Origin of the sequence: Nitrospira tepida (assembly GCF_947241125.1) — a bacterium.
Taxonomy (GTDB): Bacteria; Nitrospirota; Nitrospiria; order Nitrospirales; family Nitrospiraceae; genus Nitrospira_G; species Nitrospira_G tepida.
This window is the reverse complement of sequence record NZ_OX365700.1, coordinates 2,117,848-2,138,183: the sequence shown is the minus strand read 5'-3', so window position 1 is coordinate 2,138,183 and position 20,336 is coordinate 2,117,848. Positions and strand designations below refer to the sequence as shown.

Genomic DNA, 20,336 nt, shown 5'->3' with positions numbered 1-20,336 from the left:
AGGATGCTGAATTGGCCCCAAATCAAATCCGGCTTTGGCACCATCGCATACCTACTCAGTATCCGTCGTAGAGCATGTTGCGGCGATGCTCGAGCTCCGCCTGCTTCGAGCCGCGCACGAACAAGATCCGCGGGATGATGAGCGAGACAGCCGTACTGAAGACAACGAACCAGCTCGACAGAAGGAGCACCTCGCGGACATTCAGGATCCACGTTTGCACCTCCAGTGCCGTAGCCTGATTCATAAGAACCCGCCACGCCGGCCACAACTGTTCGGCTTTGGCATGCACCCAATGCGGCGTGAGCAATCCGTGCAATCCGTGGAAGAGCAGAAAAACCAGGATCACCTTCAAGATGTTGAACGTGACCATCGCGCTGTAAATGCTGTCGATGGCTTGCCGGCACGCCTTCCCATAGTAGCAGTTGCCCAGATTGACCCCGATCATGACGTTGTAGCCCAATCCGTACGCCATCGCGATCAGGACGGAGAAGAGCTGATCAAATAAGCTCGGGCTGAGCGTGCCGAAGATCGGCACGAGGTTCGACAACACCCCCATGCTCACCGGGACGAACAAGGCGCTGATCAAACCATCGGCCAGTGCCCCTTTCACTCCCACTTCAAAATACGCGATCCGCCGGTCCAGCAAGAGATAGTTCTCAGGAATCTCCCGCCCCGTCTTGACGACCGTCGCGAGAATCTGAATCTCGGAGATCGCCTCGATGAGGCTCCGGGGCTTGGCCCTAGCCATACCCTCTGCGAACAATGGCCCCGGACGTCCCCCTTTCTCCATCGTTCACCCCCCGCCGAAGAATCGGACGACCGAATTCACATAGGCAAGCAGGATCGTCAGCGCGTAGAAGAAGATGCCGATTGCTAACCGTTGTTTGTAGGCCCCGTACCAGAACGCGAATCCGAGACACGTCACCGCCAACACTCGCGCCACCACACCCCGGAACAAAGTCGCAAAGACCCAGTTCCACCAGGCCAAATATTCTTCTAGCGTCATATAGGAGAGCGGGTTCAGATAATCGATGAGATTCTCCATGGCCAGCGGGTACTCCTACGAGATCGCCCGCAGTTCGACAACGATTTGGAGGATACCGGACTTGCGGGCCTCCAGATCCGACGCCGGCACGTTGAAGACTTCCAGCTTGATCGGGACAAAGTAATTACGAGGTGGGAGCGTATTTCTCCGTCTCGGATTGTTCATGATGATCTGATAGCTCCGCCCATAGAATCCCTCCCCGATCGGTACTGCAAGGACGTCAGCACGCCGTACTTCATCGACGATGCGGCGCAAGGCCTTCTCGCGATCGGAAAGCCGGATCAAAGAGAGATCCACCACCTTGCGCTCCGCGGAGAGGCGCCGGGCCGCGTCGAGGAGCAGGTCAGGATGCGCGTAGACCGTATCCTTGATGGAGATGGCGGACCACCTCCCGCCCCGCTGGAGCTGGTTGATCTTCGGCTCCATCAGTTCCAGCAAGCGGGGAACCGAAAACCAGCTTTCCCACGGCTGCACTTTCAATTCCTTGGAGAAGGCAGCCACCTCCAATTCTCGCGCCCGTCCGTCCGCCTGCCGCAGGAGAGCGTCGAACTGGTCTTTACTCGCTCGATGATGTCCTCGGATCGCATCCAACGACTCCTTCAGCCACGGAATGTCGGAGCCTGCGAAGAGTTCCTGCACCTTCATCGCGCTCACAGCGGGATGGTCACCCATCGTGTAGATCCCGCTCGCGCGGAACACCGGAATCTTTCCCAGATCATGGCCCAGCGCGGCCATCAGCATCTTCGGGACCAGCGGCTCATAGTCGCGATAGGTTTCCTTGAGACTCTTCATCGCCAGCAGCGTAACGCGATGGGTGTGCTCCTTCAGCGTCACTCTCGCCAATGTGTCGCGGATACTGTATAGATCGCTGTGTTCCTCATCCTTCTCTGGCGCAGTGACAACCACTGACGGACAGTGCCCGTACTGCTCCAGCACCTTCACCATTTCCAGGATAGGCACCCACACACGCTGTGCCTCGAGGATGGCCTGATACGGTACCAGTAGATCCCGCACCAGGGCGGAGGACTGAAGGCCTTCCGGTCGGAGAGGCTGGCTCACAGATCGGGATTGATTCGGAGGCATGTCGGAAGAGGCGCCCTCCTTCGCTTCAGGAGTATCACCAGGCTGAGCCGCGTCCGATTCGGCCTCCATGGCCCGATCGTTCGCCTGACCCTCCTCCGGCGCGACCTCGATCCGCATGAAATCAACGTTCAAAGGTAGCCACAGGTTCTTGGCCAGGTCGGACAAATCGATTTGAATCGGGTCGGGCACACGAGGCTGTGGCGCCGCCACGCTGACTGATTGCTTCCATCCCAATCGGGTTACCACCGCACTCAGCCATCGGTTCACCACGGGCTAGGCCCATTGTTCGGGCAACGGAACAGGTTCAATCGCTGGCCGCGTCACGAGGACGGGAATCGCTCGCCCGAACAGGGCTACGTCCACCACCCCCTGTTCCCCGTCCCACTCTCGTAGGAACCCGATCACGGGCGCACTCGGCCAATGGGCGATGCGCACGAGGTCTCCTGGAACGAACGTCTCCTCACGAGCACTGGGAGGTGCGCCTAACGCTCCCGCATCGCACAGATCCTCGATCGGCATCACTCTCCTGACACCAGGAAACTTCGACACCGCCTCAATCTTTGTCCGATCCAACTCGCACACCACATAGCCCTTCACGAGTTCAGTCATCCGTGCGGTGTGAAGTTGCTGCAAATATCGCATCACCCGATTCTCATGGCCCGGAACCGCCTCGATCGCAACGACCTTCACGTCCGCGTCTTCCACCGACCCGCCTCGACAGCCACCAGCCACTGTTCAACCATTCAATTTCATTCCCGAATGTATATGAAATGCTCCCAGCGACTCGCTACGATTGGTGAGTGTCCCGCACACAGGGGCGACCGTATGCTGGAGCTGTTCAAACCCGTCCGGGAGGTGCAGGAGCAAGACCCGCTTGCTCGCAAGTCATCGGCGTGTCTTCCTCACCTGTTCCAGATCAACAAGCGAGCGATAGACTTTCCACACATACTGAGTCAGCCGCTTCGAACCGTTATACCGTCCGATCGCGACCCAATTGTTTCCAAACAGATCGAGCTTCTGCCGGAGCACGAACGCCGCCCACTGCAAATTGACACAGGGATCCAGAAGATAGACGGGATGCACGCGATACTGTTCCAGATTGCGACTGTTGATCTGCCCCAGTCCCACATCAAAATTGGCGCCCTGCTGCCATAAGCGACTGACCAGCTCCGCCGCTTGTGTATAGGACAGCCTGCCGCGCGACTCACCCTCGCCTTGGCGATTGACCCCGACCGCAAAGGGATTCCCTTCGCTCTCCACGTGCACGATCGCTTCGAGCAGAACAGGCGAGACTTGGTATCGGTGCGCGGCCTCCTGAATGCAGCGATGGTTCAGATACCAGTAGGTGTCCCCGCTGAGGGGTGATCCGCCGATTGCTTCGGCTCCTATTGGAACCAGCGCAATGACCAGGAGCGCGCCAACCAGAACTATATGCACCATGCCGTTTTGGCCTCTGCGCTAGCACTTTCCGCTGTAGGCGCAAATCTTCGCGTTCATGTCGGAAGCCACGGCCGCCGGATCGATATTCGCGCTGACGTGCACGTACCACTCGGTAAAGTCCATGGCGGCGAAATTCAACGAGGAGAATTGCGTGATGCTGAACCCACTACACTCTGGCGCATCGGCGGAACCCCAGGGCCAACCGATTTGGGCGCGGCCTTGTTCCTGGACAATGCGGGCCAGTTCCGACTTGAAATCACAAAACACCTGCTCCTTTCGGATGCAGACCTTTCCCAGCCCGAAGCTGATCCACTCGACGCAGCGATCGCCGACGTAGTGGGCCTTGTACAACTGCCGATCCTTTGCGAGTTGAATCTCCTCGTCCGAACAGGTTCCCAACAATTTGCTCGGGTCGCTCGCGTCACAACAGTTGATCAGCACGGACGCAATGGTGCTGTAATCGCAGGCCATCCTCGTTCCGTTGAAGACTCGCAAACTGCTCGTATCCCAGTCGTTCTCGACGTCTTTGATCAGCTGGAGATACGTGGCGGACAGAGCCAGAGATTGGTCCGGCGGCGTGGACGTATTCACACAAAACGGCACATAGCTCCCAGGCGTTCCGCATTGAGTGCATTGCTTCATCGTGACGGTCTTGTCGCACACGGGCGTCGACGCACAGGAATAGGTGTTGGTGTACATCTCGCAGGTCCCGGTGGTGGTATTGAATTGCGAGCAACTCGACCCGATCTGCGTACAGCCCGCCGCCACATACGATTGGCAGGTATCGGGAGCCTGGTTCTGAATCTGCCAGGTCTGCTGCTCATTCCAGCACCCGGACTGCGGACTCACGTTATAGCTTTGCCACGTGAGCCCACCCGTGATCGTGACGCTATAGGCATGGGCCTCCCACCAAAAGGTAAATGGAATCTGAAACGTCGTCGGTCCCGTCCAGATCGCCGTTCCCAGGACAAACGTCATCCCGTTGCCCCAGCAGCCACACTTACGATTACAAAAAGGCGGCCTGCCTGTCATCGAGGTTGCCCCACCTTCTGACACCACCACCGTTCCGGCACTCCCGCTCGCGTTCGTACAGCCGTACTTGTTTTCTCCGACAGCATTCCCGGAGAAACTGAATTTCAACGTGTAGCCTCCTGTGCCGTTGGGAGTCGGAATCACATAATTGATGCCGTACCACGCTTGCGACATCCCGGGAGTGTGATCGTGAGACCCTCCCCAGCCGCCACCCGTCCCGATCGCGGCCCCTGTCGGGTCTGAGCATGTCACCGTGCGTGTGGCATTATCCAAACAGGTCTCTGACTTCTGCGTCGCTTGTCCACTCGTCGCCAACGCTTGGTAGGGCGAGCAGCCGTCGAATAAGGTCTCGGTATCCACCGGAGGCGTCCCATTCGGGGGCGCGGAACAGGCTGCCGCCGTCAACGAAGGAGACCAGGTTCTGTAGCACATGGTTTCGGCTATCCCGGGGACTTGGCAGGTCTGGATGGAGGGCGGGCCAGGAACCCATTCGATACAGGTCGGGACGTCCACACAGGTCGCGCTGAGTCCTGGTGACGGAGTGATGCTGGAGGCCACCGCCTCGGCGGTCTTGACCGGAGCGGTTGTGCTCACATCCCATCCATCTTTGGACGATTTCTGCCCCTGGAGCGTCGAATACGTTGGATCCGTCAACGTCGCGTTGGAGGAATCCGAATTGAGAGAGCCAATATCTCCCGTGTTGCTGAAATACCCTTCCTGCGACGCTCCCGAACAGCCGGAGGTTGTACAGCTGGTAGCCCCGCCGTACTGAGGCGTCTGCGTCATATTCGGCGCCAAGTTTCCAGGGCTGACCGAACCAGCAGCTTGCATCTCGCCCAACACACATTGAGCCCGTGCATACGCATCGGCGACGCTGTCGCATGGCCCCGCCGCCGTGGCCGGTCTCACCAAGGCCGCAGCACAGCTTACCGACAGCGCCGCAACAATCATGAGCCATCTCGATCGACTGAGCGGTCTGGCCGCCGACGACGGCATCACCTCGACGAATTGGAACGGAACGCGCGGCATCGACCCCTTCCCTAGCTTTTCAGAATCGGTATCGTCGGTCGCGCCACCGCTCGTCCGGAACGAGCCGTCATCTCACTCACGACTCGTTTGGACTCCTCCGACAGCGGGAGCACACCGTCCCTTCCTTCAAACTCACTTACTTCCTTCCTGAGAAATCGCACCGCCGTTCCAAATCCCAAGACCTGGGTCATGGCCATCCCTTTGAAGGGAACCGGTGAGACTTCCACCGCCACCCCGATCACCGCATCAGCACCGAGAGCCCCAGCCTGGTCCTGCAGACTATCGAACACCTTCTCCATGGCCTTGCGAGCCGGCTTATCGTAGGTGTTCACCCGGCCACCCAAGATGTCCATAATCCGCGCGATATAGTCGCGAAACGTGCCCAATCCCACCGTGTGGATCTCCACGACCAGCCCTAACGCCTCGACCTCTCGACCGGGATAACTCTGCGTACTCAGAAAGTCGATGTCCTTCTTATCTCGCTTTGCCATCACCCTTCTTCTCCCCTTTTTCCGGGACGGTGGTGTCGGCAGCCGGCTGAGGCGAGAAGGTCAGTGTCCCAGGTGGCGGTGCGGCAAGAGGCTCCGCTGGAGGACCAATCCGTGAACCAGACGTCTCGGTCGGAATCGATATCCTTTCCGCCACAGTGCCCTCGCTCGGACCCAGAGCCCCCTGGGCGCCTGCTTTCCGCTCTGGTTCGCCTTTCTTGATCCCCGGATCCCGGATGGCACTCCCGCTTGTTTCCACGGGAGAGCGCTGCCCCTTGCCATCGACAGATCCCTGAGCGATCTTTGACGCCGGTGTGAACGGACTGTTCTTCACGGCCGCAGCGGATTTCCCGGCTCCTCTCCCAACGGCCGACGGGTCGGCTTTGACTCCAAGTTGCCGCATGGCCTGTTCTACGGCGGGAGACTGGGTGTTCTCCGTCTGCTTACTTTCCTCCCCAGAGTTCGAAGGAACCGTGGTGTTCGGACCCACCTTCGAGACCGTTTCCCGCAGCGCATCATCCGGCCGACCTTCTCCGTCCTTCGCGCCAGCCTCCTTGCGTAGTTCGGGAGCTTTGGCTTTCGGATCTCCCGAGGCCACTGGCTTCATCCTGGCCATCAGGGTCCCCATCTTGGCGATCAAGGATTCGACCCGATTTGTGAGCGTCACATTGGTCTCCGCCAGGAAGCTGAGCTGGTCCATGACCTTGCCGAATTTTTGATCCAGCTCCGAGACCCGAGACTCCTGCGATGCCAGTTTGCTTGTGAGCAGTCTGGCGTCATCGCGGGCGCGTGCGACTTCTGTCTTGGTCTGGTCCTGTTGCAGCCGCAGCGTGCCCTGATCCTTGCTCACGTTCGAGTAGGCCCGATGAACCGCATCCACGCGCTGCTGCAAATCGTCCTTCTCCGTTTCCCACTCTGTTTTCACGTCCTTGAGATGCTCATACTGAGTCCGGACTCGCTCATATTCCTCACTACTCACGCATCCGACCAGCAACATCGCCATCAAACTGCAAATCCAAAGGCGCATCATGCGTTCCTCCCCTTGTTCACCACCACCTGGGCTCGATGTTGAGTGCTGTGCGGGTTACGTCGCTATCCGAGGAGGGACAGTTCCTCCCGCCGTCATGGGCGTTTGAGCGCCTCGGTCCGGAGGCTCGCTAAACAAGTCCTCCGCTTCGCGTGGCGTTCGGTAGGGCAACTCCACCTGTGCACAGAAATCCGCGATCAATTCGTGGAGGCGCCTGATCAGTTCGTGAATCTTCGTGAACAGATGCTCCGTCTGCGATAAATCGTCGCAACTCATCCGTGTGTGAAGAATCACTCCATCCAGCTTCTCCGCCACCCGCGACACCTTCTTCGTTTCCTCGGATCGCGGGGTGATCACCCGCGCATTCCGTTGCCCGGCGAGGGTGAGGCGATACTGATAGTTCAGGACCGGCGCTGGTGCGAAATCCTGCTCACTGACCCCCATCGCCTTCAGAAGTTCGTATCCCAAGTGCACCCACTCATGGATACGATCTAGCTGCGCCTGCACCTCACCGACAGATAGGGAATGTCCTGCGCTGAGCCGGAGCCGATTGACAGCCTTATCCAGGGGGAAGAGCATCCCTACGATAACCCTCCCCTCGGGCGTGCGCGGCAGGAGCAACAGGCTCTGAGGATCTTGCAGCCGTTCGCGGTTGTGCTCGGCCCGTTCCTCGGGGCTGGGACGTCCGCGCATCGGGCGATTCCTTCCCTGACCAGCTGGACCAGTCCGCCCATTCGTCCCCTGCTCTTCCTTTCTCGCCGATCCTGCTTGTCCATTCTGTTGCGTTGCCGATGCCATGGAACCCTCCTCTCCCGGAGCGACTATCACTGTTCTGTCCTCAGCTCGATCGCCACTGATGTCAGCTTGCTCGCGAGCGCGATGTTCAGGCCGCCCTTTCCCAGGAAATATCCCTTGCACTCGGCCGGGACCAGTACCCGCGCCATCTGCTCCTCCCGGAACACGTCGATCCGTCTGATACGATCGACCGGTGCCGGTGCCAGCGCATTGCGGATGAATCGTCCCAGGTCCGTCGAGTACCGGACAAACGACACCATCAGTCTGGTGTAGCTGGCGTAGCTCTGACGGTAGGGCACACACAACCTGACCGGGTCGACTCCCTCTTCACTCTCGACGGCGATCTTGACAAACGGCGAACCGAGGCCCGTGGCGACCCGACGTATCCGGACTTCACCAGCCGCCAACACAGGACGGAGGATGGATTCCGAAATACGGCGGATGTAATGGGGACAGCGCTGGGACAAGACCGGATACACCTCACCCAACCGGTACACCGCTGCCGAGATTGTGTCCTTGACCCGATAGGGCCGGTCGGCATACTGCTTCGGAAGCACAGCGAAGGGCTGCGTGCCATGGACTAGGATGAGGTAACTGTCCCGGTCCGGTAAGGCCTTCACAACCCGACCCAGCACGAAGTCCCCGATCTTCTCCATCAAGCCGGCTTCCTTCCTCCGTCCTTTGTATTACTCCCGCCTCTGTCAGGGGCTTTCCCCCAGTTCGACGCGCCCGTGACTGCCAACTTGCCCCTTCTGCCTTGGCTTGCGTTTCGCCTCCGCTCCTGTATTAGTTCTGGAGGAAGCTGCGCATCATCTGGTTGCTACCGAGGCAGAAATGGGTCATCAAAACCAAGCTCCCACGGACCAACCACCGGTCCCCCATACATCATTCCCCTGGTTTGTCTACATTGCGCTTGTGCTGCCCCACTGCGCGCCGATCGACAAACCCGTCAGCCTCGACCACGTTCAGCAGGTGCCGGTCATTCACCACACTGAGCCTATCGGTCCTCCGGAACTCCGGATCACGACCCACACCGATGGCCTTGGGTGGTCCGTTCAGCCGATCCAACGGATCCGACGGTATGTCGACGTGACGCAGCAGGAAACGTGGAAGACCAGAGTCTATCCGGCTGCGAAAACCTGGAGAATTCCAAAACTCGTGGCAGGGTGGGTCACATGTCCGACGTGGGGAATCTTAGGGATGACGGGACTCGCTTTCGCTGATCCCGGGGCGCCGATGTGGCGCCGACCAGCCCTCTATGAACCTTGCTCGCTGGCCGGCGGCGGCGAGGCCTACTCCTTCGAAGCAACGATGATGCGAAACGATGTCAGCCTGGATCGCCGGATTGAAGAGGAGGATCAGCCGGTGACGACTGGTTCTCTTGCGCTCGTATGGCAGCTCCCCGGCAAGGATCCTCTCGGCATCGACATTCCTCCGAGTCCGCAGCAGCCGACAATCACCTTCCGAGCTCGTTGGATCGCAAACCTGCTCGCGCGGCAGGGCATCGAGATCTCCGACACCCTTTCCGGCCACGCAGAGATTCAACTCCAGCAACCAGGAGGCCCTCTCGTCTCTCATCCGATCCCGTTGACCACCGTGATGCTCCGCACCGCCATCGAGCAGGAAGCGGCACGGGCTCCCGCAGGCCGGTGGCCATCAGCGATCAGAATCCGAACCGTCGTGGAACCCGATAGAAATGCTGCCGCTCCTGAAACGCGAGCGATCGCGACGCATCTGCTCCGACACTTTGCTCGGTCGGATCTGGCTGTCGTCGCGCGCGACGAGCTTCTCACCGAAACCGAAGACCTACAGGCGGCTCACCATCAAGGCCGCTACAGGGACTCGGCGCAGAACGGAATTGGGGAATGGTCCGGTGCAACCCTTCTCGTCCGCGTGTATGCCCGGAATCTCCACGAACAAGGCTACCTCGCGACGACGAGCATCACTTCCATCGAGACGGGCGAAGTTCTCGCTCATCTCCTCGTGGAAGCCCCGCCCGGGCAGTGGGCCGAGTTTCTCGACACCATGAGCGCACGGATCCTCGACACGGTGATGCACGCAGGTCGCCCACAGGGGGACATCGCGCCCCACAATGATACGAGGCGGGAGGGATGGCTCATCACACAATGAGAACCAGCCGCCTCCTTCCCCTGCTTATCAGCTTCCTTCTCGCGGGATGTGCAGAACTTGTCCCGGAGGTCGCGGGCCCTCCCCAGACCCGCGTGTTCGAGCTCGACCGCCATCCGACCCGCCACCTTCGGATCAGGACAGAAGTACACCCAGATCATCTGGGCTGGACCCTGGCCATCGAGCAAGCGACAGCCGTGACCACCGCGGTTCAGACAGAGACATCCCAACACTATCGCCGCTACGTCTTCTCGCCCCTCTCGATCGTTCCCGGACTCTTCCAGTGTCCGTACGGCATGATCAAGTACGTCCTCACGCTCGGCCACGCTTCGGATGAACCGATGCCTTACGGATGCCGACGACTTCTCATGCGAGAACCCCTTCAGGGCTCCATCCTCCTACCCAGCAACATTCACCGCACCCTCGAGCTGACGGAACGATGGGAGCCGGTGAAGGGAGGCTGGATTGACGTGAAATGGGCCGGGCAGACAGATCTACTCGCGACGTATCCGACTCCCGCTATGAGGACAGTCCTCCGACTAGCGCATCTCCTCCGGAACGATCAGGCAAGGGCTACGTCACAGGAAGCGCACACAGGCAGATTGGAAGTGAACTATAGGCAGGGACCACATACCATCACGACGATGCTCGACGTCTCACCGAAACAGCTCACCAAAGCTTACCAGGCCGCGACTCATTCCATTCCGGCCGAGCGCTGGCCTCATCCGCTCGTCGTTCAGGTCGCCAAACTTCAAGGATTCCCTACCGTACTCGAAGAGGTCATCGAGGCGTCTCTTGCGAAACACTTCTTGCAGGCACAGATCTGTTTCGTCGCTGACGATCCAACAAAATCCAGAATCATCGAGGAACAACAGTTTCAACTCAGCGGCCGGGTCCATGACAGCCAACAGGTGGCGCTCGGCCGCTGGATTCCGGCCACCGTACTTATCACCGGAAACATCGATACTACCCAGACAGCAGCCGAGGTCGTCCTGCAAGTATCGTCGATCCCCTCTGGAGAAGTCCTCGGAACGATCCGCCTCCCAGTCACTCCCACCACCGCATTCCCTATGGCTTCAATGCTCTCCGAGGACCTCCGGCTTATCACCGCTCAAGCACCAAAAACACCTTGCGGAAGCTTCCCATGACATAGCCATAGAAAATCGAGCGCGTCTAACGTCTGAATTCACCGGCCTGCGCGGCTTTTCGCGCACGTCCGGTGGAATGATGGGATCGGCGTCATAGGCTACCGCCTGCTATCAACAATGCGAAGCAAGTGGCTCGCCAAGATGACCATTTCTTGGGCTTCCGTCGCGTCGCTGATGGAAACAGTGCGATGAGAATGTGGGTTCTTGTATGAACCGATTGCTCCGGCAAACAAATGTGCCAATGCCTCACGCTCCGCCTCGGGCTGCTGCAAATTAGAGAGCGGACCGGTCATTTTGTCGAATGCCTTGCGCATTAGCGCGGTTCCAATATCCGTATCGGCAAAGTGTCCGGCCTCTCGCACAGCTACTTCGACCGCCCGAAATGCCTTGAACACTGCGGTTTCTAAGTCACCGCGAACAATGTCGAGCCAGACTTCATCGGCTATTGACGGATGCAACAATGCCTTCGGGAACGCAACGCTGCGCGCATAAGTCTTGAACGAGTCGTTAGCCAATATTGTTCGGGCGCGGCGGCTCAGAAGCATCCATCCATTGTTCCCGTTCGTTCTTGGCTCCGGAATCAGAAGGCCCTGCACCGACAGCCAATTCCATGCCTCGGCAAGCGCCAACTCAGCATCTCGTTTCCGGTTCTGGGGATAGCCGTCCGAGGCTCCTGGAGTACCGTGAATGTCTGACACCAAGGACTGTAGGTGAATGAGGCCGTTTTGCCGGCGCTCATGGGCGAGCCGCAGAACGACCTCAGCAAGTTCTTCAGGCGCTAGTGCCACAAGCACGTCTACGTCGGGGATTACTGATGTCAAAGTGGCCATGATATAGGGGCGTAGAAATATGACGCCGAACTAATAAGTCTGCTGCAGGCTTTCCCCGCAGTATATTGAGGCAACCTGAATAATGTGCCGATGCCCAAGTTTACTTCGAACTCACACACTTATCCATCGCTCCGTCTGGTGCCAATCACTGAGATAGGCTGCCAATCCTGCAGTCCATCCGGCTATCAGCCCGCGGTGTATCTCGACCAATCACTTTGAGTCAGAGGCAGTCAGCCGGGCTGTTTATTCCACGCCCGCCTCGCCTCTCTGTCTTCGCATCTTGCACCAGATCAGTCGTAGCCCAACATCAAAAGGTGTGATGACCCTCCTCAAGAACAATACGACTTGATAACCGTCATCACGCCAGGGAACCGCTAATCATTATCGCAGAGAGAGTCTTCTCCTCTCCCATAGGTGTTGCCATGAACATCGATGATCTCATCGATCATGGGGTAACCGGTTCCTGGATTAAGTTCCTCCCTGCTGGACTCAGGATCAGGATCCAACAGACCCAACTCATCTCCTCGTTGAGATAGCTCCCATCCGAGGCCCTTCCACCAGTTCTTCAGCCGCCGCCAGAAGACCTCTAATTGAGTCCACATCATGATGAGTGAACCTACATGTTGTCAGGCGAAAGTTTACCTAAATTGACGAACAGTAGCCATTTTCAATGCTACCCGCGTGACAAGCGATAGTGTTCCGATCCCGCTACACGCATCAAGCACTCCTATTGATGCGAAGGGATCACGGTTGAATGTGCTTACCAGCGCCCTTCGCCCCAGTAATATCGATCCCGCTTTTCTTGAGGGCATGCGTAAGATCCTCCTGGAACCTCTGGAGATCCTCCATACTCTGCGGCGAAGTCCCCAGCCCAGGCTGCATGCCAGGCCGACCAGTGGGACCTCCTTCTGGAAGTGGTCCTCCTTTTGGACCTGCAGCGCCGGTTCCGCCTCCGAATGCCCCGCCAAGTCGCCGACCTGTCATAGCCAAATTACCGGCACCCGTTACAATGTCAACAGCGGTTTTGCCGGCCCCAATCGCTTTTAAAGTTTGCTTCGCCCCGCTGTCTTCATTGGTGAGTTCTTTCGCATCCCAGTGCCCAAACACAGCATACTCGGCGCCGATGTTCACCCGTCGCTGGAGTTCCTGCCTGTACACATCCCATTCGATCACCTGTATGCCGCTATCCCCTTTCTCATAGAGCAGCTTTCCGTCAGGCCCAATAACCTGGGTCGAGGCCAAGCCACTCGATTCCACCTCGTTCTTGGAAAGCGAACGGAAATTCGTCAATCCCGGTCCACCAGACGTGGGCTGAGCGGTCTCGGCCACTCCCCATTGCGCCTTTCCATCGACCACCTTGTAGTTCCACGTCTTCCCATACTGGCCGCTCTGAAATTCGGCGTAGACCACGTTCCCTTGTTCATCCATGAAGCCACGCATCTGCACGGGATGATGTTGCCCCTGATGGACGGGATCGGGAATCCACTTGGTGCCGCTGAACATGCGTGTGTTATGCATTTCGGAGAGAGTCCCACCCTGCATCCGATGGAATTCCTCGAACCGCTCGACGAAATGCCCGCCTGTTTCATGGGTGTAGTCATGGAACAGGTCGGTCTTTCTCCCGCCTGTTCCGATATCCGAGAGGATCTCTCTCGTGCCATTCCCTGCTTGCGGCCCCAGCGTCAATGTCCGAGCGGTCCCGTCCGCGCCGATCTGTTCGGTAGAAAGGGTCGTGTAGGTCGCCACGGAGGCATGCGAATCGGGATCTTGATGCATGTCAATGAAGCCGGTCTCGTATTCTTTCGTCAGCGGATTCTGCTTCATCACGAACGCCTGGCTCCTCAGGTCATTGACCACGCTGCCCTCCAGCAGGTTCCCTTCCTGATCGAACAGGCCGAAGAAATGTCCCTTGTGGGTCTGCCCGGTCGTCCCATCCTTCCACTGAATCGGTTTGTCTTTGAGGTATTGTTCCTTTTCCTGCCATCCCATCACGTGTGACACATAGTCCCACAGTTCTGTCTTTCGGCCTCCCTCCGCGTGGCTGAAGATTGCTTCTCCCGTCTGATTGCTTCTCACGCCGCGGACGGCAACCTCCTGCCCGCGATACTGGTCAAGCGTCAGAAATTCCACCCCTTCCCTGCTCTGCCCGGCAGCGATGTGAAAATCTCCCTGGTGGTCGTAATTGCCGGTCAAGGATTTCGTCACCCCTCCGGGAATTGAATAAGACAGACTGACCGACGTGGGGACGCGCCGCTCCTGGCCGTTGGCAAGCTGGATCACGTTCCCTTCCTCGTGCGTCGCCACCTGCCTGATCACCGCCTCATTCTCGGGAAGAAGCCCGATGATCCGTTGAAGCCTCACGCCATCCGCAGTGTAGCTCTTGCCGCCGTTGTCACCGGTCTTGTAGACATACTCCATCCCCGCATCGACGAAGCGATCCTTGTTGCTCCGCTCTGTCCCACCCGCCGTCGCTTGGAGAAACTTCCTTCCCTCTGCATCGACATGGATCTCCCCTGAATAGGCAGCCTTGTGGTCGCCCTTGGTGCTTTCGATTTCATACGTGAGGGGATTGTGCTGGAACTTTTCATCTGATCCCACAGTCACACGACCGAATTCCCTCGCCTTGCCCTGAATCGTCTCCATCTCCCCGTCCAGTTTGCGCACGTCAATGCTCTCCGCCGCCTCGCGAGTATAAAAGGTGCCATCGGCGCTGTGGTAGTAGCGGAGATTGGCATCCTCTCTCAGCACCTCCCCGACGACGCCCTCTTTATAGCCTCCCTGCGAGACGGCGAAGACCGAGATCCCGTTGATCTTCTGTCCGGTGAGTCGTCCCTTGTATTCGCGGGTCGGGCCGTCGCCGGAGGTCACCAGCTGCCCTTCGCCCCAGAAGTCCTCGTGGCCGAGGCGCAGACCCGAACGTGAGAGGGTGCCGGTGACCGGTTCCTGCCGGCCATCGGGATGGACCGCCCAGGCCATGACAGGACCCGTTTCGCTGACCTGTTGCGGCCCCCACTGCGTGCTCGTCTCGACCCGGCTCACGCCATCCTTAATCGAGGAATCCACGCGGCGGACGGTTCTTCCCGTTTCCTGGTTGTATTCTTCCCGGACCGAGTGGAGGACACCATCATGCTCGTAGCTGAAACTTTTATCGATCGTGGCCCCGCGGACTTCGAACTGTTTCTGCACTATCCGGCCGGCCGCGTGATCGAACTCGTCGCGACGGAACGCGCCGCTCTCATACCAGGCGCCGGTGGGAGCCAGCTCGCTCGCGCGCCGCGAGAACCCTCCCGTCGGCCCCTGGTAGGTCACCATGCCGTTCGCCCCGATGCGGGTCGTCCCGCCATCAGCGTGATGTAGAGTCGAGACCCCTGTTTGCGCATCGACCCGCAGGCCGCCGACGCCAACCGGGACTGTATAGCTCTCTTGCGACGCGGAACGTCCTGCAGTCTCCATCCGAACCGGCTCCATCAGATAGGACGGTGGTTCCGACATGACCTGCCCGTGACCACGAGCGAACCGCCCTGCTTCCTGGCCGGCGGCAGAGAGAGGAGCGGAGAGACTTCCGGTGAGCGAAGAGGCGAGATTCCCTCCGGCCCAGACCAGGCCCCAGGCGACGGCCGGTACCGCCAGCGTGAGATCCGTCGCCATGGAATTGATCCCGACGATGTACTCTCGGATCGGGTCGAACGAATTGAACGTGATGGCGTCGGCGAACCCCGAATTGATGATGAGATCCTTGACCTTGGCGTTAGCTTCGAAATACATGACGAAATTTACGACCGCATAGAGCGGCCCCCACATGGCGAGCCATGCGAAGCTCCGCCCGTAGAGGCCGAGGACCCGAGTCATGGAGCCGGACAGGGCCATCACGGCGATGAACGGGGTGACCAGATACACCAGGCCTTCCGCGACCGTTCGGAGCACGGGGAGGAACTTCGCGGCGATATAGGACTTGGTATAGGCCTGATACTTCAAATCCTGGGTTGTGGCCTCCTGAGCCAGCTTCACTGCCGACGGCACATCGTTCATCGTCTTGGCCCTCTGGGCCCATGCCTCCTTCCAGGCCTTCACGATCACGATATTCCGGAGAACCTGGTCCGAAGTCTGTCCCGGCACACCGAGCAGGGTCGTCCGGAGTTGATCAATCACTGGCAACTCGTCTCCAGGAGTCGCAGGGTCCGCACCGAGCGACGAACGCAGCTTCTGGGTGGCTTCCAGATATTCGGGCGCCGGTGTCGTAAAGCCCGGCGTGATGACGTTCGCGTAGAAGTCCGTGCAGAGCTGCGCAGTGGGCTGGATATTGCCATTCTGATACCACGGTGAACTCAGAGCGGGATTGGTCGCCGCGATCGCGCCAAGAGCATCGGTCGCCTTCTCCACAGCCGTGCGGTTCAGTTGGTTGTAGTCGATCTCCTTCAGCGTGCAGTTCATGAGATACTGGACGAGGTTTTTCCACAGATCGCTGTCAGGGAGCGTGAAGTCGAGCAGCTTCTGCGTCTCGAACAACGGGCGGTTGATCACCGATCCCGTGGAACGATAGCCGGTCGGCAACAAGAGCGCCGTCTCGGTGATGGAGGTGAGGTGATACCCCACCTGACCAGAGACGTAGGCCGGAAACGCGATCAGCACCGGCACCCCGGTCACGATCGTGTCGGGCACCGCCGCATTGACCTGATCTTCGATCGAGACGTCGGCCGTCACGAATACCGAGGCGTACAGCAGCCCGACCGCGCCGATCAGTAGGGGGCCGAGGAACCGACGGTTGAAGGTCACATGGAGCAAGGCGAAGACCACCAGGCCGAGCAGGCCGAGCCTGAAGAGGCTTTCATAAGCCCCCGTGGTCATCATCACCTTGAGGCCCGTGATCACCGCCGCGATGACATCCCCGTTCCCGAACGTAAAGATCTGCCACATTGGCTGTCCGCTCCGGCCTCAGCTCACGGCACCCTAGCGGGCCGTGCGATACTGTCCCTGCTCCAGGGCCATCTTTGTGACGTTGTAGATATTCTGGAGGTGGGCCGAACGCTTCGCTGCCTCGGCGTAGGCTTCGGCGAGCACCTCGTGCGCCTCTTTCCGGAATTCAGCCGTATCCACGGCAAAGCTGGGCTTGAGCTGTTTGATCTTGGCCCCCTGCTGGATCGCGTTGTTCACGGCCCACTCCATCCATTGAATCGCCATTTCGATGGCCACCACCTCGCTCGTCATCCGTACCAACTGGGTCGCGACTTCATTCGGATGCCCGTAATCCGTCAAGATCTTCAGCACCGGGATCGGGCTCATGTTCACCAGCGTCACATCCGCCGCGCTCATCGCGGTCTTACTATAGAGATTGGTCACGATGTTCTGCAGCGCCGTTGCCGTGCGGCTCTTGAACCCTTCCATCGCCGTTTCATTCTGAGGCTGGATCTGGAGGCATTGGGCGGGATCATCGGTGCAGGCGTAGACCCGGACGGTCTCCGCCGGCACCACATCGATCAAGTCGGAGAAGTTGATCGTGGGCGGATGATACTCGGACTGGCCCTGGTCATTCACAATGATTGTGCCGGTCGTCGACATGATGATGCGAGCGGTCTGATCTTCCACTCCTGCCTGCTTCAAGACGTTCCACACGAGATTCCCCGTGATGTCGTATTCCGTGCCCTTCAGAGCCGCTGCCGCATCAGCCGACGTATTATCCTGGGCGCTGTCCCGATCTTCCCACGGATCCCCGGTGATGCCGGTTTGGGTCTTGAACTGCTGCCATTTCCGGTACGCGTACTGGTTGAGCTTGTCCGGATCCTTCATGCTCTGGGCGAGCGCTTCCCCCACCTCCTGTCCGGCCTGGCACGGTTGAATCCGGCCCAGCGCATTCAACGTCCTGGACGCGGTCTCGATCATGTTGAGGACGTTCGAGCAGGTCTCGCAGAGTTCTTTCATCGCGAGCTGGAAGGCATAGCCCAACACCACGGACCCGCCGAACTGCTGGAGCATATCGACGTACCGGTTCAGCTTGGCGTAGGAGAAACTGCCCAGGTACGTGTCGATGCCCGCGCAGCCCCGCCGGAACCGTGGAGGGTTGATATTCCAGAGCGAGAAGTTGTCGTTGTTCAGCCGGATCGAGTAGGCGCCCGCGGCGAGATACCCGCGGCTTTGGCTCTCATAGGCCCCCGGTATCGCCGTGCTGACGACGCCCCAGCTATCGAACATGGACTGGAGGGAATCATTGACGCTCTGAGCCGAGGCGACGGCCGGCATCCAGACCATCGCGCCGACGATGAACAGGGTCCGCAGTATCCGTGTTGCCATAGTCACCTCTTCGGGCTGTTACGAATCGCCCGCTTTTCTCCTCAACTGAGGGCGCTGCTTCAGGATCGTGAGCACACGCTCGCGAAGCTCGTTGAATGTCATGACACCGGAGCCGATCGGGACCAGGAAGTTTTCTTGGGGTATCGCGAGATAGATCGTCGGGACCTTCTGCAATGACACGCGTTCGGCCATGCCGTTGTCCGCCGCAGCCTTCGGGAATTCCTTCAGCCCCTGCCCGTCCAGGGTGACCGGAAAGACCTCGATCTGGTAGGTATCGGCGAACAGCTTCAGAATCTTCGACTGCTCCTGGCAAAATCGACAGGTGGACGTGAAGAAGAAGAACAGGCCGACATGGTTCGCCCTTGCGGATGAGAGGAGCCGCTCGTCCACCTCTTGCGTCGCCTGTGCCTCCACGTCGTGGCCGAACTGCGAGGTCGGATGCTCGGTCGCAAAATCGAGCTGCGGGTTCGTAAACATCGCCAACTGCCACATGGACGTGAAGTCCTCGGAGCGCTTGAACACGGCGCGTTGCGCGATGATGTACGTCTTCACGGTCTCTGGAGTGGGGGCATCCAACGCGGCCTCGCGTTTGGCCGAGGCCAACTCCCTCAGCATCCCAGCCGGCAGCGTGCTCAAGTCTTCCTGTTCGATAGGGACCCGCTTGAGGAGGCTGCGATACTTGGCGGGGTCCAGCCAGGCTTCGAGCGGAAGAGTGGCCAACGTCACCGGTCTGACAACCGCATCCGTTTCGTCTTCCTCGACCGGATCCTGATACCAGAACCATCCCTCCCTGGCTCGCTCATAAAACTCATTCGCCAAGCGGGAAGAGGACGGATGCTGGTCAGGGAGAGACCCGGCCCGCGCGACAACCGGCGCGAGCACCGCACAGACCATCACGATGAATCCTCGCACGATCTTTTTTCTCACACTCCTACTCCACCAGAAACCAAACTCCATTCTGAGTAACCCTCGCACAGTCGCCCATCGCCGGAGAGCCATGAAGTACAACGCCGCGTCCAGCTGGGGACTGGTAAAGGGGTGATTTTCGTAATAGGGGGTATTCTTCCATTCCTAACCCTCTTTCCGGTAAGGGGCTCTCTCTCCATTCGTCCCATGGCCTAATTGAAACCTTGCGGCCCCCAACTTAGTAATACGTCCCCGTCATAGCACGCGGCGGATCGATGGCTGGCAGCAGCTCAGTGCGATCCTGACCGCCTTGGAGAGTACCGCGGCTACCTGAGGGGGGATCTGGAGGTCAGGCCGGATGCCGATCGCCTCGTATAAGGGAAATGTGGAGGTTATTTTGTAGAGTCAATGCGGGGAGAAGCCAATTTCTACGGAAATCGGGGACACGACCCCACGGCCGAGCGTCACGGCCAGAGACGACAGTACAGCTCATTTCTCATCATGCAGAGTGATGGCCGTTCTCGATCCTGGCTGTTCGAGAGGCCACATATCGATTAAAGCCACCGCCAGCATTTTGGGACCACCTGACTGCTACGTTCGGTGACATATGTAAGAGCCGTCCGAGAACTGCCGGATGAAGTTGGCTCGCTAATTGTAACAAGGCACTGTTACGGCCCCTCCGACACTCCACCCCAATGTTGTTAAGGTTCTTCTGCAAGCGGACCACGTTCCGATGACTCCCGTAATGTCGTCCCGGAAACAACCAGTACGTCCCATCGGCTCGACGACCGTTTGGATTTCCACGGCAAGCCACTAATTGCTTGGAGAGCAATCTTGCTATAACGGGTGGCATCACAACTGGTTCCCCTCCAAAGACTATCTTTACGTTCTTCTTCTCGTCGATTTGCACCATAGAATCCAGTAACGTGACGATCCGGCTGACATGTTGGCCAAAAACAAGAACGAATAGGCCGCAGAGGCGAAGTTCGAGTCTCATGGATTCATCGTTGCTTAATCGCTCAATCATTGCCCAGCGCCTGTCCTCGTCAACGAGAACCATTCCGCTCGATTTCAGAAGAGGCACCTCTAGCGGGCGTGAGA

Annotated in this window: 17 protein-coding genes; 2 read left to right on the top strand and 15 right to left on the bottom strand. The window is 58.9% G+C overall.

Annotation, left to right across the window (positions count from 1 at the left end; genetic code table 11):
* Nucleotides 1–55 precede the first annotated feature (55 nt).
* From QWI75_RS10085 to QWI75_RS10040, 10 genes are all read right to left on the bottom strand, one after another.
* The gene (locus tag QWI75_RS10085) at nucleotides 56–748 is read right to left on the bottom strand and encodes a hypothetical protein (RefSeq protein ID WP_213041787.1); all 693 of its coding nucleotides are present in this window, start codon (nucleotides 746–748) and stop codon (nucleotides 56–58) included.
* A 45-nt stretch (nucleotides 749–793) separates the two neighbouring features.
* Nucleotides 794–1,045 (bottom strand): hypothetical protein, encoded by a 252-nt coding sequence (locus QWI75_RS10080; protein ID WP_213041788.1) that lies wholly within the window; start codon nucleotides 1,043–1,045, stop codon nucleotides 794–796.
* 15 nt (nucleotides 1,046–1,060) lie between these two features.
* Nucleotides 1,061–2,338 carry an HD domain-containing protein gene (locus QWI75_RS10075; RefSeq protein WP_289268517.1) on the bottom strand — a complete coding sequence of 426 codons (1,278 nt, stop codon included), beginning with the start codon at nucleotides 2,336–2,338 and terminating at the stop codon, nucleotides 1,061–1,063.
* Between the two features lie 63 nt (nucleotides 2,339–2,401).
* Nucleotides 2,402–2,833, bottom strand: a complete 432-nt coding sequence (locus QWI75_RS10070) for a transcription termination/antitermination protein NusG (RefSeq protein WP_289268516.1) — start codon at nucleotides 2,831–2,833, stop codon at nucleotides 2,402–2,404.
* Nucleotides 2,834–3,013: 180 nt separating this feature from the next.
* Complete coding sequence (locus QWI75_RS10065) at nucleotides 3,014–3,568, bottom strand: transglycosylase SLT domain-containing protein (RefSeq protein ID WP_213041791.1); 555 nt, start codon at nucleotides 3,566–3,568, stop codon at nucleotides 3,014–3,016.
* An 18-nt stretch (nucleotides 3,569–3,586) separates the two neighbouring features.
* Nucleotides 3,587–4,546 carry a conjugal transfer protein TraN gene (traN, locus tag QWI75_RS10060; protein ID WP_289268515.1) on the bottom strand — a complete coding sequence of 320 codons (960 nt, stop codon included), beginning with the start codon at nucleotides 4,544–4,546 and terminating at the stop codon, nucleotides 3,587–3,589.
* 1,094 nt (nucleotides 4,547–5,640) lie between these two features.
* On the bottom strand, nucleotides 5,641–6,120 hold the full coding sequence (locus QWI75_RS10055) for a heavy metal-binding domain-containing protein (protein ID WP_213041793.1): 480 nt from the start codon (nucleotides 6,118–6,120) through the stop codon (nucleotides 5,641–5,643).
* Nucleotides 6,104–7,147 carry a prolipoprotein diacylglyceryl transferase gene (locus QWI75_RS10050; RefSeq protein ID WP_213041794.1) on the bottom strand — a complete coding sequence of 348 codons (1,044 nt, stop codon included), beginning with the start codon at nucleotides 7,145–7,147 and terminating at the stop codon, nucleotides 6,104–6,106. The genes QWI75_RS10055 and QWI75_RS10050 overlap by 17 nt, the downstream gene beginning before the upstream one ends.
* Nucleotides 7,148–7,201: 54 nt before the next feature.
* Entirely contained in the window at nucleotides 7,202–7,837 is a 636-nt protein-coding gene (locus tag QWI75_RS10045; RefSeq protein WP_289268514.1) for a hypothetical protein, read from the bottom strand.
* 131 nt (nucleotides 7,838–7,968) lie between these two features.
* Nucleotides 7,969–8,595, bottom strand: a complete 627-nt coding sequence (locus tag QWI75_RS10040) for a hypothetical protein (RefSeq protein ID WP_213041796.1) — start codon at nucleotides 8,593–8,595, stop codon at nucleotides 7,969–7,971.
* A gap of 178 nt (nucleotides 8,596–8,773) precedes the next feature.
* Here QWI75_RS10040 and QWI75_RS10035 point away from each other — a divergent pair, with 178 nt between their 5' ends.
* Entirely contained in the window at nucleotides 8,774–10,069 is a 1,296-nt protein-coding gene (locus QWI75_RS10035; RefSeq protein WP_213041797.1) for a hypothetical protein, read from the top strand.
* 605 nt (nucleotides 10,070–10,674) lie between these two features.
* Nucleotides 10,675–11,214 carry a hypothetical protein gene (locus QWI75_RS10030; protein ID WP_289268513.1) on the top strand — a complete coding sequence of 180 codons (540 nt, stop codon included), beginning with the start codon at nucleotides 10,675–10,677 and terminating at the stop codon, nucleotides 11,212–11,214.
* A gap of 98 nt (nucleotides 11,215–11,312) precedes the next feature.
* Here QWI75_RS10030 and QWI75_RS10025 read toward each other — a convergent pair whose 3' ends face one another.
* The 5 genes from QWI75_RS10025 to QWI75_RS10005 all read right to left on the bottom strand — a co-directional run bounded on the left by QWI75_RS10025 (nucleotide 11,313) and on the right by QWI75_RS10005 (nucleotide 19,256).
* Nucleotides 11,313–11,843 carry a TIGR02391 family protein gene (locus tag QWI75_RS10025; protein WP_289268512.1) on the bottom strand — a complete coding sequence of 177 codons (531 nt, stop codon included), beginning with the start codon at nucleotides 11,841–11,843 and terminating at the stop codon, nucleotides 11,313–11,315.
* Nucleotides 11,844–12,418: 575 nt separating this feature from the next.
* Complete coding sequence (locus QWI75_RS10020; RefSeq protein WP_213041800.1) at nucleotides 12,419–12,649, bottom strand: hypothetical protein; 231 nt, start codon at nucleotides 12,647–12,649, stop codon at nucleotides 12,419–12,421.
* A gap of 139 nt (nucleotides 12,650–12,788) precedes the next feature.
* Nucleotides 12,789–16,958 carry a conjugal transfer protein TraG N-terminal domain-containing protein gene (locus tag QWI75_RS10015; RefSeq protein ID WP_213041801.1) on the bottom strand — a complete coding sequence of 1,390 codons (4,170 nt, stop codon included), beginning with the start codon at nucleotides 16,956–16,958 and terminating at the stop codon, nucleotides 12,789–12,791.
* Between the two features lie 33 nt (nucleotides 16,959–16,991).
* Nucleotides 16,992–18,329 carry a conjugal transfer protein TraH gene (locus tag QWI75_RS10010; RefSeq protein ID WP_213041802.1) on the bottom strand — a complete coding sequence of 446 codons (1,338 nt, stop codon included), beginning with the start codon at nucleotides 18,327–18,329 and terminating at the stop codon, nucleotides 16,992–16,994.
* A gap of 18 nt (nucleotides 18,330–18,347) precedes the next feature.
* Nucleotides 18,348–19,256: a conjugal transfer protein TraF gene (locus tag QWI75_RS10005; RefSeq protein ID WP_213041803.1), complete on the bottom strand. Its 909-nt coding sequence runs from the start codon at nucleotides 19,254–19,256 to the stop codon at nucleotides 18,348–18,350.
* Nucleotides 19,257–20,336 lie beyond the last annotated feature (1,080 nt).